The sequence below is a fragment of the Actinospineispora spinosispora DSM 44797 genome (genome assembly GCF_000429025.1).
Classification (GTDB): domain Bacteria; phylum Actinomycetota; class Actinomycetes; order Mycobacteriales; family Pseudonocardiaceae; genus Pseudonocardia; species Pseudonocardia spinosispora.
In genome coordinates, this window is the sequence record NZ_AUBB01000017.1 from 44486 (window position 1) to 62180 (window position 17695).

Annotated in this window: 12 protein-coding genes; 4 read left to right on the forward strand and 8 right to left on the reverse strand. The window is 68.3% G+C overall.

Going from position 1 to position 17695, the window contains the following annotated elements:
* Positions 1-26: 26 nt before the first annotated feature.
* Positions 27-1118, reverse strand: a complete 1092-nt coding sequence (locus G406_RS44940; protein WP_051341722.1) for an ABC transporter substrate-binding protein — start codon at positions 1116-1118, stop codon at positions 27-29.
* A gap of 136 nt (positions 1119-1254) precedes the next feature.
* Between G406_RS44940 and G406_RS0106365 the strand changes: the two genes are divergently transcribed.
* From G406_RS0106365 to G406_RS44950, 3 genes are all read left to right on the forward strand, one after another.
* Complete coding sequence (locus G406_RS0106365; protein ID WP_028933197.1) at positions 1255-2262, forward strand: LacI family DNA-binding transcriptional regulator; 1008 nt, start codon at positions 1255-1257, stop codon at positions 2260-2262.
* Positions 2263-2363: 101 nt separating this feature from the next.
* On the forward strand, positions 2364-3827 hold the full coding sequence (locus tag G406_RS44945) for an MFS transporter (protein ID WP_211241052.1): 1464 nt from the start codon (positions 2364-2366) through the stop codon (positions 3825-3827).
* A complete protein-coding gene (locus G406_RS44950; protein ID WP_051341723.1) occupies positions 3824-4291 on the forward strand; it encodes a MarR family transcriptional regulator in 468 nt (155 codons plus the stop codon). Before G406_RS44945 ends, G406_RS44950 begins: the two co-directional genes overlap by 4 nt.
* Here G406_RS44950 and G406_RS0106380 read toward each other — a convergent pair whose 3' ends face one another.
* Entirely contained in the window at positions 4292-4915 is a 624-nt protein-coding gene (locus G406_RS0106380) for a superoxide dismutase (protein ID WP_028933198.1), read from the reverse strand. It abuts the gene before it with no gap.
* A gap of 327 nt (positions 4916-5242) precedes the next feature.
* Between G406_RS0106380 and G406_RS0106390 the strand changes: the two genes are divergently transcribed.
* Positions 5243-6433 (forward strand): benzoate/H(+) symporter BenE family transporter, encoded by a 1191-nt coding sequence (locus G406_RS0106390; RefSeq protein ID WP_245607025.1) that lies wholly within the window; start codon positions 5243-5245, stop codon positions 6431-6433.
* Here the strand turns inward: G406_RS0106390 and nicT are convergent.
* The 6 genes from nicT to G406_RS0106420 form a co-directional block, all read right to left on the reverse strand.
* A complete protein-coding gene (nicT, locus tag G406_RS0106395) occupies positions 6430-7593 on the reverse strand; it encodes a Nickel transporter NicT (protein ID WP_028933200.1) in 1164 nt (387 codons plus the stop codon). The two genes, G406_RS0106390 and nicT, sit on opposite strands and share 4 nt — an antisense overlap.
* A gap of 116 nt (positions 7594-7709) precedes the next feature.
* Positions 7710-9680 (reverse strand): M13 family metallopeptidase, encoded by a 1971-nt coding sequence (locus G406_RS0106400; protein WP_169736631.1) that lies wholly within the window; start codon positions 9678-9680, stop codon positions 7710-7712.
* A gap of 85 nt (positions 9681-9765) precedes the next feature.
* A complete protein-coding gene (locus G406_RS0106405) occupies positions 9766-10092 on the reverse strand; it encodes a hypothetical protein (RefSeq protein WP_028933202.1) in 327 nt (108 codons plus the stop codon).
* 113 nt (positions 10093-10205) lie between these two features.
* Positions 10206-11657: a glutamate synthase subunit beta gene (locus G406_RS0106410; RefSeq protein ID WP_028933203.1), complete on the reverse strand. Its 1452-nt coding sequence runs from the start codon at positions 11655-11657 to the stop codon at positions 10206-10208.
* Complete coding sequence (gltB, locus tag G406_RS0106415) at positions 11650-16176, reverse strand: glutamate synthase large subunit (RefSeq protein ID WP_028933204.1); 4527 nt, start codon at positions 16174-16176, stop codon at positions 11650-11652. The genes G406_RS0106410 and gltB overlap by 8 nt, the downstream gene beginning before the upstream one ends.
* Positions 16177-16899: 723 nt before the next feature.
* A complete protein-coding gene (locus G406_RS0106420) occupies positions 16900-17670 on the reverse strand; it encodes a FadR/GntR family transcriptional regulator (RefSeq protein ID WP_028933205.1) in 771 nt (256 codons plus the stop codon).
* Between the last annotated feature and the right edge of the window lie 25 nt (positions 17671-17695).

Consider the following 17695-nt stretch of genomic DNA (forward strand, 5'->3'; position numbering starts at 1 on the left):
GTCGTCCCGTCGCCCTCACCCGCCGCCTAGTAGACGTCGCCGTTCTTGAGCGCGTCGGCCGCATTCGCGGAGGTGAAGTGATGGTCGCTGATCAGTACCGTGCCGGGCACACCCTCGGGGCTGTAGAAGCGCTGCAGGCTCTGGAACGCCAGCGGGCCGAACCTCGGGTTGGTCTCGACATCGGCCACCATGACCCCGTCGGCGACGTTGCGCACGCACTGCTCGGTGCCGTCGATCGCCACGACCTTGACGTCCTTGCCCGGAGTCTTACCGGCCGCACGGATGGCCTGGATCGCGCCGAGCGCCATCGTGTCGTTCTGCGCGTACACCCCGGTCACATCCGGGTTGCTCTGCAGGATCTGCTCCATGACCTTCTGGCCGGTGGCCTGGTCGAAGTTCGCGGTCTGCTGCGCGACGACCTTGATTCCTGGGTACTTGGCCGCGATCTGCTGGTTGAAACCGTTGGTCCGGTCGGTCGCCACGTTGTTGCCCGAGGTGCCCTGCAGTACCGCCACGTTGCCCTGCCCGCCCAGCGCGCCAGCCAGGTCGTCGGCGGCGATCTTGGCCTGCCCGAGGAAGTCCGACCCGATGAAACCGATGAAGTCGCTGCACGCCGTGCCGTTGACGGTGCGGTCGATCGTCAGCACCGGAATGTGCTTGGCCTTGGCGGCCGCGAACGCCGGCGCCAGACCGTCCGAGTTCTCCGGCGCGACGATCAGGACCTGAGCCCCCTGCGCGATCATGTCCTGGATGTCGGTGTTCTGCTGCGGCACGTTCGCGTTGGCGTTGCGCTGGATGAGCTTGATGCCGAGCCGCTTGGCCTCGTCGGTGATCGACTGCGTCTCGGTCGCCCGGAACGGGTTGCTGGTCGACTCCGACTGGGAGAACCCGACCGTCGCCTTGGTGAGGTCCAGCATCGGAGCGCCGTACTGGGCCGAGCTGCAGTTCGGCCCGCGCTCGCCGGACTGTGCGACCTCCTGCTTCCCGCCGCCGGCCGGTGGCGCACCGCTGGACGGGCTCTCCACACCCTTCGCACAGCCGGAGGCGAGCAGGACTACCGCTGCGCAGGTCAGACCGACGACCGTGCGCCGACCTGGGCGTGAACTGATTCCGACCATTCGAGAGTCAACTCCTCTTGGCGTCTGCTGGGAGCACCGTTGGCCAGCTCGCAATGAGCGTGGTTGACGCAGTGGGGTAGTTTTTACATCGTTGTTCCAACGTTGTAAAGACGGATTCGGGCAGGATCGGAGGCACATGGCCGTCACGCTGAAGGATGTCGCCACCCTGGCCGGGGTCTCCGTCAAGACCGTGTCCAACGTGGTCAACGGCTATGCGTTCGTGAAGCCGGACAACCGTCGCAGGGTCGAGGAGGCGCTCGCCGCGACCGGCTACCGGCCGAACCTCGGCGCGCGGAACCTGCGGCGGGGCCGGACCGGGTTCCTGGCCCTGATGGTCCCCGAGCTCAGCGTCCCGTACTTCGGGGAGCTCGCCGGCCTGATCATCAACGCGGCGCAGCACCGCGACTGGAACGTGCTGATCGAGCAGACCCAGGGCACGCGGGACCGCGAACGCGCCAGCCTGGCTTCATTGGGCCCGCACCTGATCGACGGGGCCATCGTGAGCCCGGAGGCTCTCGAGGCGGACGACCTGAGCGCGCTGGACCCGGGCGTGCCGATGATCATGCTGGGCGAACACGTCGTGGACTTCCCGATCGACCGCGTGGCGATCGACAACGTGCGAGCCGCCCAGGTCGCCGTCGGGCACCTGATCTCGATGGGGCGCACACGCATCGCGGCGATCGGCCAGAACCCGTACCGGGGCACGGCCGCACTCCGACTGGCGGGCTACCGGGCCGCATTGGCCCAAGCCGGACTGCGCGAACACCCGGGCCATGTCACCTCGGTGCTGAACTACCACCGTCGCGACGGTGCCCAGGCGATGGCGGCGCTGCTCGACGAGCCGGAACCTCCGGACGCCGTGTTCTGCTTCAACGACCTCCTGGCGATCGGCGCTCTCCGCGCCGCCGCCGAGCGTGGCGTACGAGTGCCTTCCGATCTTGCGGTCGTCGGCTTCGACGGCACCGAGGAGAGCGCGTACAGCCTCCCGGCGCTCACCACGATCGCCCCCGACAAGGCGGCCATCGCGCAACGCGCCGTCGAGCTGGTCAACCGACGGGTCACCAGCGGCGACCCGCTGCCCACCCGTGAGGTGGAGACGCCCTTCGCTCTCCAGATCCGCGAGAGCACCACCGGCGCGCGCTGACGAGCCCCGGCCGTGATCGGCTCTGAGCACATCACAATCCTGAGGCGGTAGATGGTTGTAGTCTTGTAACAGTTAGTGAGATACAACTGATTGGAGTTCGGGTGCCCGAGCTCAGCGCACGTCGCAGAATCCTCGTACTCGCCATTTGTTGTTGCAGCCTGCTGGTCGTCGGCATGGACAACACGATCGTCAACGTGGCACTGCCGGCGATGCGGCGCGAGCTGCACGCCTCGGTGTCCGGTCTGCAGTGGACGATCGACGCCTACACCCTCGTGCTGGCGAGCTTCCTGATGCTGGCAGGGTCGACGGCCGACCGGGTCGGGCGGCGACGGACGTTCCAGGTCGGTCTCGTCTCCTTCGGAGCGGGCTCGCTGCTGTGCAGTCTCGCGCCGAGCATCGGCTGGCTGATCGCCGCCAGGATCCTTCAGGCACTCGGCGGCTCGATGCTCAACCCCGTCGCGATGTCGATCATCACAAACACCTTCACCGACCGAGTGGAACGGGCGAAGGCGATCGGTGTGTGGGGCGCGGTCGCGGGTCTGTCTCTCGGGCTGGGACCGGTCGTGGGCGGCGCACTCGTCGACGCGGCCGGGTGGCGCTCGATATTCTGGATCAACGTTCCGATCGTGGCCGTCGCCGTCGTGCTGGCCGCCTTCTTCGTCCCGGAGTCGAAGGCGCCGAGGCCGCGTCGCTTCGATCCGATCGGGCAGACGCTGGTGACGATCGTGCTGGGCAGCGTCGTGTACGCGATCATCGAGGCGCCCAGGCTCGGTTGGGCCTCCGCCGAGGTCCTCGGGTTGTTCGTGCTCGCGGTGGGCGCGGTGGCCGGCATTCTGGTCGTCGAGCCCCGGCGTAGAGAACCGCTGCTCGACCTGCGGTTCTTCCGCAGCCTGCCGTTCAGTGGGGCGACCGTGACGGCGATCGCCGCCTACTGCGGCTACGGAGCCTTCCTGTTCCTCAACACCCTCTACCTGCAGGACGTGCGTGGGATGTCGGCGTTGCACGCCGGTCTGTGCACCCTGCCGGTCGCGGTGCTGATCGTGGTGCTCGCGCCGATCTCCGGACGGATCGTCGGAGCGAGAGGACCTCGCCTGCCCCTGGTGATCGCGGGAGGCAGCCAGCTGCTCGGGGCGCTCGCGTTCACCTGGCTGACTCCGGGAACCCCGTTCCTCGCCCTGATCGGAATCTATGTCCTGTTCGGGATCACCCAGGGGCTGATCAACCCACCGATCACCAACGCGGCGGTGTCCGGCATGCCCAGCTCGATGGCGGGGGTCGCGGCCTCGTGCGCCTCTACGAGCCGGCAGACCGGCACAGCGCTGGGGGTCGCGGTCGCGGGTTCGATCGTGGGCTCCGCCGCGTCGCAGGGCGGCGCGGTCTTCACCTCCGCGACGCACCCGGTGTGGTGGGCGCTCGTCGGGCTGGGCGCGTGCGTGCTCGCTCTCGGCCTGCTGACCACGGGGCGGCGCGCGGAGGCCAGCGCGGCGAGGGCGGCGCTCCTGTTCGACGAGGTGCCCGACGGGCCGTCGGCGCGGGCGTCCGAGCAGTCGGCGGCGGCACGATGAACGACCTCGATCCCGCCATCGTGTGGCGGGACCTGCGTGCACTGGTGGTCGAACGCCTCGACGAGGACCGCAGGATGGCGGTCGCGGTGACCGGTCTGCCGTTCTCCAGGCTCCGCGCTCTGCGCAGGCTCGCCGCCGGTCCGCTCACGCACGCCCAGCTCGCCGAGGCGATGGTGGTGGACCGACCGGCGGCGACGCTGGCCGTGGACGATCTGTGTGCGAAGGGACTGGCGGTCCGCGAGGTTCATCCGACGGACCGACGGTGCAAGCTGGTGTCACTGACCGCCGAGGGCCACCGCATGATCGAGCTGGCGGACTCGGCGGTACCGCCGCCGCCCGAGGGCTGGCCGGATCTACCCCGCGAAGATCTGGCTGCCATCGCGCGGGTCAGCGCGACGGTACGTCGGGTGGCCCCGGGCCGGGAGCGGCTCCATCGACCGCCCCTCGACCCGAGGCCTGCCTGATCAGGGTGTGATCAGGCCGGGCGTCTGTGCCCGGGTGGCGTCGAAGCGAGCCGAGGCGTCAGCCCAGTTCACGACGTTCCACCATGCCGTGACGTAGTCCGCCTTGACGTTGCGGTACTGCAGGTAGAAGGCGTGCTCCCACATGTCCAGCAGCACCAGCGGAACGACGCCGAGCGGCACGTTTGCCTGCTGGTCGTACAGCTGGAAGATGTGCAGCTTCTGACCGAGCGAGTCCCACCCGAGGATGGACCAGCCGGATCCCTGGATGGCCAGCGCGTTGGCCTGGAAGTGTGCGCGGAAAGCGTCGAAGGAGCCGAACGCGTCGTCGATCGCGGCGGCGAGCTCACCCTCCGGCTTGCCTCCACCATCCGGAGAGAGGTTCTTCCAGAAGGTCGAGTGGTTGACGTGGCCACCGAGGTTGAACGCCAGCGTCTTCTCGAGGCCGCCGACGGCGCCGAAGGAGTCCTTCTCCCTGGCCTCGGCGAGCTGCTCCACCGTGCTGTTCAGCCCGTTGACGTAGGTCTGGTGGTGCTTGCTGTGGTGCAGCTCCATGATCTCGCCCGAGACGTGCGGCTCCAGAGCGCCGTAGTCGAAGGAAAGATCGGGAAGCGTGTAGTCGGACACGAGTCTCCTCTCAGCGATCGAATATCGTCGCTGCCATCATCTTGCAACAGCGACATGTTCGCATTCGCTAACACTAGTCACTAGCCAGTCCGTGTCTCGATCTGTAGGCTGTTGCAAGATTCTTGCAGCAACTCAGGTTGGTGTTCGAGGATCGGCGCTGGTGATCGTTCCGACACAATGAGCACCGGCATTCCGGGTGAGGCCGCCATGGTCGTGTCGGCCTCACCCGGACAGCGCGACCTCGTCGGCGGCGTCTCGTACTGTGGTCGACATGCGTGACGCGTTCGCCGCCGACGTCCTGACCGGATCGGGCCACGGGGAAGGGGCGTGACGACCGCCTCGACACCGAACGATGTGTTCCGGCCGATGTCCGCCGGAGTGGTCTCGGCGCTGGTGGGATTCACGAGTGCCTTCGTCATCGTCCTGAGCGGCCTGAAGGGCGTCGGCGCGGACGCGGACCAGGCTTCGAGCGGCCTGCTCTCGGTGAGCATCACGATGGGCCTCGGCTGCATCGTCCTCGCCTGGTGGACCCGGACGCCGATCACCGTCGCCTGGTCGACCCCCGGTGGGGCGCTCCTGGCCTCCACCGGCGCGGTCCAAGGGGGGTGGCCGGTGGCGATCGGCGCCTTCCTGATCACCGGGGCGTTGATCGTGCTCACCGGACTCGTGCCACAGCTGGGCGCACTCATCGCCCGGATCCCGGCTTCGGTCGCGCAGGCGATGCTCGCCGGGGTGCTGCTCCAGTTGTGTCTCGGCCCGATCACCGGGCTGGCGGCCAACCCGGCCGAGGTCGCGCCGGTGGTGCTGGTCTGGCTGGTGGCCCTGCGGTTCCTGCCACGCTGGGCGGCGCCACTCGCGTTCGTCACCGCCGCGATCGTGATCGGCATCCACGTCGGGGTCTCCGGCGCCCCACTGGACCCGTCCTCGTTCGCGCCGACGGTGCGGCTCACCGTCCCGGCGTTCACCTTGACCGGGCTGATCGGCGTCGCGCTGCCGCTCTACCTCGTGACCATGGCCTCGCAGAACGTTCCGGGCGTGGCCGTGATGAAGAGCTTCGGCTACGAGGTGCCGTGGCGGCGCTCGATGCTCGTGACCGGCATCGGCACCATCCTCGGGGCACCGGTGGGAGGACACGCGATCAACCTCGCCGCGATCAGCGCGGCCCTGGCCGCCGGGCCGGAAGCGGGGGAGGACCGCTCACGGCGCTGGATCGCGAGCGTCACGGCCGGCAGTCTCCTCGTGCTGCTCGGGGTCGCCTCCTCGGCGTTCGGCGCACTCATGCTGCTCGCGCCGACCGGAGTCATCCCGGCAGTCGCGGGACTTGCCCTTCTCGGCACGCTCGCGTCCTCCCTGCAGGCGGCGCTCGTCGAAGCGGACGAGCGGATCCCCGCCGTCATCGCTTTCGCCACCGCCGCGTCGGGCATCGCGATCGCCGGGGTGGGCGCCGCACTGTGGGCCCTCGTCGCCGGGCTCGTCGTCCGGTTCGTCCTGCGGATCGGCCGGTCGCCCGAAGCCTAGGCGGGGTCGGCCACCTCCGGCGCGAGCTTCGCCGACCACTTCTCCTCGATCCGGCCGAAGCGCCACACCGCGACCGCGACCAGCCATGCGACGACGAACAGCACCACGATGCCGTATCCGGCGTAGTCCAGCGGAATCGAGGCGATCGCGGCCAGCGGCCCGGACTCGATCCCCGCCTGGTCGGTCAGGACCGAGATCAGCTCGATCGTGCCGATGATCAGCGCGACCGCGACGGACAGCGCCGTGATGGTGATGTTGTAGAAGACCTTCCGGACCGGTTTGGCGAAGGCCCAGCCGTACGCGGCGTTCATGAAGATGCCGTCCGTGGCGTCCATCAGGCTCATGCCAGCCGCGAACAGGATCGGCAGCACCAGGATCGCGTAGAACGGCAGGTTGAACGCCGCCGCGCCACCCGCGAGAACCAGCAGGCCCACCTCGGTCGCGGTGTCGAAACCGAGTCCGAACAGCACGCCGATCGGGTAGATGTGCCACGGCTTGCACACCGAACGGGTCAGGCCGCTCAGGAACCGGTTCATGAAACCGCGCTTGTTGAGCTGGTCCTCCAGCTCCTGCTCGCTGTAGTCGCCGTCGCGCATCTTCCGGAACACCTTGAGGATGCCGATCAGCACGGCGAGGTTGAGGATCCCGAGAATCCACAGAAACACGCCGGACACCGAAACGCCGATGATGCCGGTGATCGAGTGCAGCTCGGAGGAGTCGTTCTCGACCTGGCCGGCGAGCGCCTTCACCCCGACCGACAGCAGGAACGCCAGTCCGAACACGACCGTCGAGTGCCCGAGCGAGAACCAGAACCCGACGGACAGCGGCTTGCGCTGCTCCTCGAGGGGCTTGTCGGAGGCGACGTTGTCGGCCATCAGCTTGCGGGTCGTGTTGTCGATCGCGGCGATGTGGTCGGCGTCGAACGCGTGCCGCAGCCCGAAGGTGTAGGCGAGCACGCCGACACCGACCCCGTACACGCCGGTGGCCCCCAAGCTGTAGCTGTGGGGGACCACCAGCGCGATCAGGACACCGAAGCCCACGACGTGCAGGAACACGATGAAGCCGTACATCCCGGCGATCGACGACCAGTCCGCGCGGGTCAGTGAGGCACGGAACCGGGCGAGCCCGGACGTGGGCGCAACCGATGGCGAGGTGGTCATGGGGAAGTGCTCATTTCGCCAGGTCACATCATGTGACAGCTCTGCCTACCCGAACGAGTGAAGCCAGCTGCCAGAATGAGGTAGTTGCAGAGTCCCTGCAACTCGGCGGATGAACATCACCAGATGCGGACTCTCAGGTCCGGCGGTGTGTACAGGGCGTCGGACTCGTGGACGTCGAAGGCCTCGTGGAACGCGTCGAGGTTGGTGACGACCGCGTTGCAGCGCAGGTCGGGTGGCGAGTGCACGTCGACGGCGAGACGCCGGATGGCCTCGGCGTCACGGGTGGCGATCCGCCAGACCTGGGCCCAGCCGAAGAACACCCGCTGCAGGCCGGTGAGCCCGTCGATGACCGGGCCCTCGTCGAGGCCCTGCGCGGCCAGAGCGATGCGGTAGGCCTTCAGCGCGATCGTCAGACCACCGAGGTCACCGATGTTCTCACCGACGGTGAGCGCCCCGTTGACCTTGTGGTCCGGCAAGCCGGCCGGCGACAGTGCGCTGTACTGGTCGATCAGCGCCTGGGCGCGCCGCTCGAACTCGGCGCGGTCCTGAGGCTCCCACCAGTCGTTCATGTTGCCGTCGCCGTCGTACTTCGACCCCTGGTCGTCGAAACCGTGGCCGATCTCGTGCCCGATCACCGCGCCGATCCCACCGTAGTTCGCGGCGTCGTCGGCCTCGGGGTCGAAGAACGGCGGTTGCAGGATCGCGGCCGGGAAGACGATCTCGTTCATCCTCGGGTGGTAGTACGCGTTGACCGTCTGCGGGGTCATCAGCCATTCCGAGCGGTCCACCGGACGGCCGATCTTGGCCAGCTCGAAGTCGAACTCCCAGGCGCCGGCCCGCCGGACGTTGCCGAGCAGGTCGTCGGAGCGGACCTGCAGCGCGGAGTAGTCCTTCCAGCTGTCCGGGTAACCGATCTTCGGGGTGAACCGGGCCAGCTTGGCGAGCGCGCGCTCACGGGTCGCCGGGCTCATCCAGTCGAGCTCGCTGATGCTCTGCCGGTAGGCCTCGACGAGGTTCGCGACGAGGGTGACCATGCGGTCCTTCGACGCGGCCGGGAAGTGCCGTTCCACGTACCGCTGCCCGACCTCCTCGCCGAGTGCGCCCTCGACCAGCGAGACGCCGCGCTTCCAGCGCTCACGCAGTACCGGCGTACCGGACAGCGTGCGCCCGTAGAAGGCGAAGTCCTGCTCGACCAGCGCCTCGCCGAGGTAGTCGGCGCACGCGGAGATGGTGCGGATGGTCAGCCAGGCCTTCCACTGTTCCACCGGACGTTCGCTCCACAACCGCGCGGCGTGGGTGACGAAGCTCGGTTGCCGTACGACGACCTCGTCGAAGGCGCCGTCCGGCGCCTCGAGTGCGGACAGCCAGCTGTCCCAGTCGAAGTCGGGTGCCTGCTCGACCAGGGCCGACCTGGTCATGAGCGTGTAGGTCTTCTCGGCGTCGCGGTTGGTCACCCGGTCCCAGGAGACCGTCGCCAGCGCCGTCTCCAGCTCCATGACCGAGTCGGCGAGCTTCTCCGGCTCGGAGAGCCCGACCAGTTCCGCCAGCTTGGCCAGATGGGCGACGTACGCCGTGCGAATCTCGGCGTTGGCTTCCTCGCGGTAGTACGACTCGTCGGGCAGCCCGAGCCCCGACTGGGACAGGTGCACCAGGTATCGGGTCGAGTCCTTCGCGTCGGTGCTGACACCGGCACCGAACAGGGCGACAAGGCCTTCGCGCTGGCGCCTGCCGAGCACCGCCGCGAGGGCTGGAGCGTCCTTCGCCTCGCGGATCTCGGTGAGCAGCTCGTCCAGTGGTGCGCTGCCCGCTGCCTCCACCCGGTCGGTGTCCATGAACGAGCGGTAGAGATCCCCGACCCGGTTGGCGCAGCTCTCGGCCGCCGCTTCCTCGATGATCTCGCGGACGTCCTGTTCGGACTGGTCACGCAGCGCACGGAAGGCGCCGTCCTGGGCGCGGTCCTCCGGAATCTCGTGGTTACGCAGCCAGGTGCCGTTGACGTGCTGGAACAGGTCGTCACGCGGCTGCACGGCGGCGTCGACCCACCGCAGGTCCAATCCGGAACGAGTCGCGGGCGTAGAGGTAGTCACCACCCCATCCTGACACGAACCCCGTGAGTGGCGCGGCCGCCTATGAGCGGCCGCGCCACTCACGGACCGAACCAGCTGAGCCGGTCTACTCGGCCGGCTCTTCCGGGAGCCGCTCGAGGACCTTGCCGACCATCTGCGTCAACGACCGGAGCTGGGCGTCCACCGAGTCGAATCGGGCGGTGTGTTCCTGAAGCTGGTTGGTGTGTTCCTGAAGCTGGTCGGAGTGCTCCCGCAGAATGACCGTGTGCTCCTCCAGGATGGCCGACTGGCGTTCCTGGATCGCGCGGATCGCGCGGGTCTCCTGCCGCAGCTCCTTGACGTCATCGTCCACGCGCAGCGTCAACCACCGAGTCTCCGCGTGGTCCACCACCAGCTTGCGCACCTGACGTTCCACGCTGTCCTCCTCGGGCATGGGGCCATTATGCCCCGGGTCCGTGCCCGATTCGGTCATTCGACGCGAACGCGATATACCACTCGGCGAGCGGTCCCGCCCCGAAGGCGTGGGACCGCTCGCCGAGCAGACCGTCAGACCAGCGGTCGGTCGGTCGGCGCGATGGGCGCCGGCAGTACGTCCCGACCGGTGAGGTACTTGTCGAGACCCGCCGCCGCGGCACGTCCTTCGGCGATCGCCCACACGATGAGCGACTGACCCCGACCCATGTCGCCCGCTACGAACACACCGGGAACGGTGCTGGTGAACGCATCGTCCCTGGCCACGTTGCCGCGCTCGTCGTAGTCGACGCCGAGGCCCTCGAGCAGCTTGCTCTTCTCCGGGCCGACGAAGCCCATCGCGAGCAGTGCCAGGTCGCACGGCAGGTCCTGTTCGCTGTCCGGCACCGGCTCGAACCGACCGTTCTCGAACACCACCTCGGACAGCCGCAGCGCGCGCACCTGGCCCTCCTCGTCGCCGAGGAACTCCTGAGTGCTGACCGCGAACAGCCGGTCGCCGCCCTCCTCGTGCGCCGAGGTGATTCGGTACAGCGTCGGATAGGTCGGCCAGGGGTTGCGGTCCGACCGGGTCTGCGGCGGGGTCGGCATGATCTCCAGCTGGGTCACCGATGCCGCACCCTGGCGGTGCGCGGTGCCCAGACAGTCGGCGCCGGTGTCACCGCCACCGATGATCACCACGTGCTTGCCCTCGGCGTGGATGGGGGAGCGCTCCATGTCTCCCTCCTGCACCTTGTTCGACGGTGGCAGGTACTCCATCGCCTGGTAGATGCCGGACAGCTCACGTCCCGGTACCGGAAGATCCCGCCAGGCCGTTGCGCCACCGGCGAGCAGCACCGCGTCGAAGTCGGCGCGCAGCTCCTCGACCGTGATGTCCACGCCCACGTCGACCCCGGCCCGGAACTCGGTGCCCTCGGCGCGCATCTGCTCCAGACGGCGGTCCAACCGGTGCTTCGCCATCTTGAACTCGGGGATGCCGTACCGGAGCAGCCCGCCGATGCGGTCGGCCCGCTCGAACACGACGACGTCGTGCCCGACGCGGGTGAGCTGCTGCGCGGCCGCGAGACCGGCCGGCCCCGAGCCCACCACGGCGACCTTCTTACCGGTGCGCACCGAAGGCGGCTGCGGCTCGACCCAGCCCTCCTCCCAGGCGCGATCGATGATCTCGATCTCCACCTGCTTGATGGTCACCGCGTCGTCGTTGATACCGAGCACACACGCCGCCTCGCACGGGGCGGGGCACAGCGTCCCGGTGAACTCCGGGAAGTTGTTCGTCGCGTGCAGCCGCTCCGCGGCGTCCGCCCAGTCCTTGCGCCAGACCAGCGTGTTCCACTCCGGGATCAGGTTGCCCAACGGACAGCCCTGGTGACAGAACGGAATACCGCAGTTCATACACCGGCCGGCCTGGGACTCCAACGTGTCGCGGTTGAAGTCCTCGTAGACCTCGTTCCAGTCGCGCAGCCGCAGGTCGACGGGACGGCGCTTCGGGCCTTGACGCGTGGTGTTGAGAAAACCCTTGGGGTCAGCCATGTGCGGCCTCCATGATCGCCTCGTTGACGTCCCGGCCGTCGCGCTGTGCGGCCGCCTGAGCAGCCAGCACCCGCTTGTAGTCCTTCGGCATGACCTTGCCGAACCGGGTTGCCGCCTTGTCCCAGTCGGCGAGCAGCGCGTGCGCCACCGCCGATCCGGTCTCGGCGTAGTGCTTGGACACCGTCTCGGCGAGGAACTCGCGGTCCTCGTCGTCCAGCGGGTCGATGTCCACCATCTCGGGGTTGACCCGGCCCTCGGCCAGGTCGAGCACGTAGGCCACCCCGCCCGACATGCCGGCCGCGAAGTTGCGCCCGATCGGTCCGAGCACGACGACCCGGCCACCGGTCATGTACTCGCAGCCGTGGTCGCCGACACCTTCGGCAACGGCGACCGCTCCGGAGTTACGGACGCAGAACCGCTCGCCGACGACGCCGCGCAGGAACATCTCACCGGACGTGGCCCCGTACAGGATCACGTTGCCGGCGATGATGTTGTTCTCGGCGGTGAACTGCGCGTCCGGGTGCGGTCGGACCGTGATCCGGCCGCCGGACAGGCCCTTGCCGACATAGTCGTTGCCGTCGCCGACCAGCCGCAGCGTGATACCGCTGGGCAGGAAGGCACCGAAGGACTGGCCAGCCGTGCCGGTCAGCGTGATGTCGATCGTGTTGTCCGGCAGGCCCTCGCCACCCCAGCGCTTGGTCAGCTCGTAACCGAGCATCGTGCCGACCGTGCGGTTGACGTTGCGCACCGGCAGGTCCAGGCGCACCGGCGAGCCACTGTCCAGCGCACCCTCGGAGAGCTGGATGAGGGTGTTGTCCAGTGCCTTGTCCAGACCGTGGTCCTGCTTGGTCGTGCACTGGCGGGGCGCGTCCGGCGCCATGTCGGACGGCAGGTGCAGGATCGGCGACAGGTCGAGACCGGACGCCTTCCAGTGCTCGATCGCCGGCTGGGTGTCCAGCAGCTCGGTCTGCCCGATGGCCTCACCGAGGCTGCGGAAGCCCAACGCGGCCAGGTGCTCGCGTACTTCCTCCGCGATGTACTCGAAGAAGTTCACCACGAACTCGGCCTTGCCGGAGAACTTCTCCCGCAGTACCGGGTTCTGGGTGGCCACACCGACCGGACACGTGTCGAGGTGACACACCCGCATCATGATGCAACCCGAGACCACCAGCGGAGCGGTCGCGAAACCGAACTCCTCGGCACCGAGCAGCGCCGCGATGATGACGTCACGGCCGGTCTTGAGCTGGCCGTCGGTCTGCACCACGATCCGGTCGCGCAGCTTGTTCGCGATGAGCGTCTGCTGGGTCTCGGCGAGGCCCAGCTCCCACGGCGTGCCCGCGTGCTTGAGCGACGACAGCGGCGACGCTCCGGTGCCGCCGTCGTGCCCGGAGATCAGGACGACGTCCGAGTAGGCCTTGGCCACACCGGCCGCGACGGTCCCGACGCCGACCTCGGACACCAGCTTCACGTGGACCCGCGCCCTGGGATTGGCGTTCTTCAGGTCGTGGATGAGCTGTTTGATGTCTTCGATCGAGTAGATGTCGTGGTGCGGAGGCGGTGAGATGAGACCGACACCGGGGGTGGAGCCACGGGTCTTGGCGATCCACGGGTACACCTTGGTGCCGGGCAGCTGGCCGCCCTCACCGGGCTTGGCGCCCTGCGAGATCTTGATCTGCAGGTCGTCGGCGTTGACCAGGTACTCACTCGTCACGCCGAACCGGCCCGAGGCCACCTGCTTGATCGCGGAGCGGCGCAGGTCACCGTTCTCGTCACGGGTGAAGCGATCGGCGTCCTCACCACCCTCACCGGTGTTCGACTTGCCGCCAAGCCGGTTCATCGCGATGGCGAGCGTCTCGTGCATCTCCTGAGAGATGGAGCCGTAGGAGATCGCGCCGGTCGCGAACCGCTTGACGATCGACGACACCGGTTCGACCTCGTCGATCGGAACCGGCGGCCGCACACCCTCGCGCAGACCGAACAGGCCGCGCAGCGTCAGGAGTCGCTTCGACTGGTCGTCGATGAGCTTCGTGTACTCCTTGAACACGTCGTAGCGACCGGCGCGCGTAGAGTGCTGCAACTTGAACACGGTCGCGGGGGAGAAGAGGTGACCCTCGCCCTCACGCCGCCACTGGTAGTCGCCGCCGACCGCGAGGTCGCGGTGCGAGGCGTGCACACCGTCGATCGGGAAGGCACGACGGTGCCACTTGGAGACCTCGTCCGCCAGGGTGTCGAACCCGACGCCGCCCAGCCGGGACGTCGTCCCGGTGAAGCAGGAGTCGATGACCTCCGCGCCGAGCCCGATCGCCTCGAAGATCTGGGCGCCGGTGTAGGAGGCGACCGTCGAGACACCCATCTTGGACATCGTCTTACGGACGCCCTTGCCCAGTGCCTTGATCAGGTTGCGCGTCGCGGTCTGTGCGTCGATCCCGTTGAGCAGGCCTCGCTCGGCCATGTCCTCGACCGTGGCCATCGCCAGGTAGGGGTTGACCGCCGCGGCGCCGTAGCCGATCAGCAGCGCGATGTGGTGCACCTCGCGGGCGTCGGCCGCCTCGACGATCAGACCGACCTGGGTACGGGTCTTCTCCCGGACCAGTCGATGGTGGACGGCGCCGGTGAGCAGCAGCGACGGGATCGCCGCGTGCTCCGCGTCGACACCTCGGTTGGACAGCACGATCAGTCGCGCGCCGTCCTCGACCGCCTCGGCGACCTCGACACAGATCTCGTCCAGCCGGTGACGCAGGGCGTCACCGCCACCGTGCACCTTGTAGACGCCGCGCACAGTGACGGACTGGTAGTCCGGCTGCGAGCCGTCGTCGTCGATGTGCACGATCTTGGCGAGCTGGGTGTTGTCCAGCACGGGGAACGGCAGCACGATGCGGTGGCACGAGTCGGCCTCGCCGACCAGGAGGTTCGGCTCCGCGCCGACCTGCGCCTGAAGCGAGGTGACCAGCTCCTCCCGGATCGCGTCCAGCGGAGGGTTGGTGACCTGGGCGAACAGCTGGCTGAAGTAGTCGAACAGGGGACGTGGCCCCTGGGAGAACGGCGCCAGCGGGGCGTCGTTGCCCATCGACCCGATCGGCTCGGCACCGGTGGAGGCCATCGGCGCCAGCAGCACCTCGAGCTCCTCCTGCGTGTAGCCGTTCGCCTGTTGGCGACGGACCAGCGTGGAGTGGGTGAAGACCTCCCGCTCCCGGTCCGGCAGGTCCTCCAGCTGGGTCAGACCGGCCGCGAGCCACTCCTCGTAGGGGTGCTCGGCCGCCAGCTGGCCCTTGATCTCGTCGTCGCTGACGATCCGGCCCGCCTTCAGGTCCGCCAGGAACATGCGGCCGGGTTCGAGACGACCCTTGCGCACGATGGTCGCCGGGTCGATGTCCAGCACGCCGACCTCACTGGCCAGGACGACCAGACCGTCCTCGGTGACCCAGTACCTCGCCGGACGGAGGCCGTTGCGGTCGAGCACGGCGCCGATGAGGTCGCCGTCGGTGAACGCGACGAGCGCGGGGCCGTCCCACGGCTCCATCTGGGTGGAATGGAACTCGTAGAACGCCCGGCGAGCCGGGTCCATCTCGGTGTGGTTCTCCCACGCCTCGGGGATCATCATCAGCACCGAGTGCGGCATCGACCGTCCGCCGAGGTGGAGCAGCTCGAGCACCTCGTCGAAGGAGGCGGAGTCGCTCGCCTCCTCGGTGATGATCGGGAAGATCCGGTTGAGATCACCGGGGATCAGCTCCGTGGCGAGCTGGCTCTCCCTCGCGCGCATCCAGTTCCGGTTGCCGCGCACCGTGTTGATCTCTCCGTTGTGCGCGACGATGCGGAACGGGTGCGCCAGTGGCCACGACGGGAAGGTGTTCGTGGAGAACCGGGAGTGCACGAGACCCAGGGAGCTGGTGACCCGCTCGTCGCTGAGGTCCAGGTAGAACGTGCCGAGCTGCTCCTCGGTGAGCATGCCCTTGTAGACGATGGTGCGTCCGGACAGGCTGGGGAAGTACACCGAGAGATCACGCTCGGCGCGCCTGCGCACGCAGAAGGCCAGCCGCTCGAGATCGAGACCTGTCTCGTCGGCGTTGCCGGCCAGGAAGAGCTGACGGAATCGGGGCATGACCGACAGCGCGGTCTTGCCGACCGCGTCGGAGTTGATGGGCAGGTCCCGCCAACCCAGCACGCGGACGTTCTCCTCCGCCGCGATCGACTCGATGGTCGCCATCGCGGCGGCCTCGTCGGAGTCGTCGTCGGGCAGGAAAGCGGTACCGACCGCGTAGTGACCCGCCTCGGGCAGGTCGAAATCGACGACTTCCCGGAAGAAGCCGTCCGGCACCTGGATCAGGATTCCGGCGCCGTCACCGGCGTCGGGCTCGGCGCCACGGGCGCCTCGGTGTTCCAGGTTACGCAGCGCGGTGAGGGCTTTGCGTACGATTCCGTGATCACGATGGCCGGCGAGGTCTGCCACGAAGGCCACACCACAAGCGTCGTGTTCGTTGGCCGGGTCGTAGAGCCCCTCCGCCGGGCGTCCGCGGCGCATAGAGCTCGGTCCCGCGGGCAGGCGATTAGTCGTCACGAGCACCTCTCGTCGTCTCCGATCCATCCGGGGCGCTGTTCGTTCCCGAGGCGGCCCGGTAGGCCACCATGGCGTCGCAGTCGGCGGCGGTATGCGTCTGGCCTTGTGGGCCAGCGGTCGGCCGGCGCTCCCAGACCATGCAGCAGTCGATAGAGTAACTGCTGTTGACCCCGTGCGTAGGGTCGAAGTGAGTCCGACTGCGCCATCGGCGCCGACGGGCACCGATCCTGGCTGCCCGAAAACAGGTAATCGACCTGGTGGAAGCCCATATGACCATGCCGAATGTGATGTTCACGGCCTGAGGCGAAACGGCCGCTGTCGCGGCCCGGCGGCGGTAGGACGTCACCACCGGGGGAGCCGGCCGGGACGGCTACCTCATCCCCCGTCACGAGGTAGCGATCCCGGCCGGCATCCCATTCGACCCAACGAGGTGTACGGTCAGAGGTGACGCAGATCACTAGAATGTCACCACACTGGTCGGAGGCGTCCCGGAGCCCGCGCACACGACCGGACCGTGCGCACACGAAAGCAGTCCCGGCATAGTCGGCCCTTTCTTCCCTGTGCATGGCCGACCGCCGGCCCGCTGGGTATACAGCGCAGTCTTGGGTACCCGGTCGGTGCCGGATTTACACATGCCGCGCGGAAAAAGCCCTGATCGCCTCAGCGACGGTGGCCGTTTCACGGTGATCAGCGAGGTAGGCGGCCGCCTACCTCCAGTACGAGCGCCTCGAGCACCGTGCGCGCCTCGTCGTCGACGTGGTCGGCGTAGTGGTCGTAGAGACCCTCACGCGCGAGCCTCGATGCCCGGTGCCCGTCCCGGTCCGCGATGGCGGTGAACACCGCGCCGTGGTGGCGCAATGACCGCAACATGAGCGCGGTGTGGTCCTCGGCGTCGACGATCCTCCGGGTGATCAGCTCGAGAATCGCTTCTCGCGCTACGTCGCCGCACACCTGGATGAACTTGTTCCCCGCCGCTTCGGCGATCAGTTCGTGGAACTCGAGGTCCGCGCGGCCGAACACCTCGTACCCGATCGTCATGGACTCCCGCATCCTGGCGATGTTGCGTTCCATCGCGATCAGCTGCGCACCGGTTCGCCGCGCGGCGGCCATCAGGTTCGTCGAGGCGTCGACGACCATCCGGAACTGGATCAGTTCCGGAAGGGTCAGTGTCCGGGTCGAGGTGAGCATGGCCATCGAACGCCGCATCGGCTCGAGGGAGAACGGCAGGACCAACGGGCCGCGAGGGTCGCCGGGACGCGAGCGCACCAGCTCCTTGCTCTCCAGCACACGCAGAGCCTCGCGGACCGAGGACCGCGCGACCCCGAACTTCGCCACGAGCTCCCGCTCGCTCGGGAGCCGATCGCCCGGACTGAGCTCCCCTGCCGCGACCGCCGCCTCGACGTGGTCGACTATCCGCTGGTAGGCGCGGGGAGCCTGGTCCTTGGTCGAGCGGGTCACCGGAGGAAGTCTAGAGCCGCCGGAC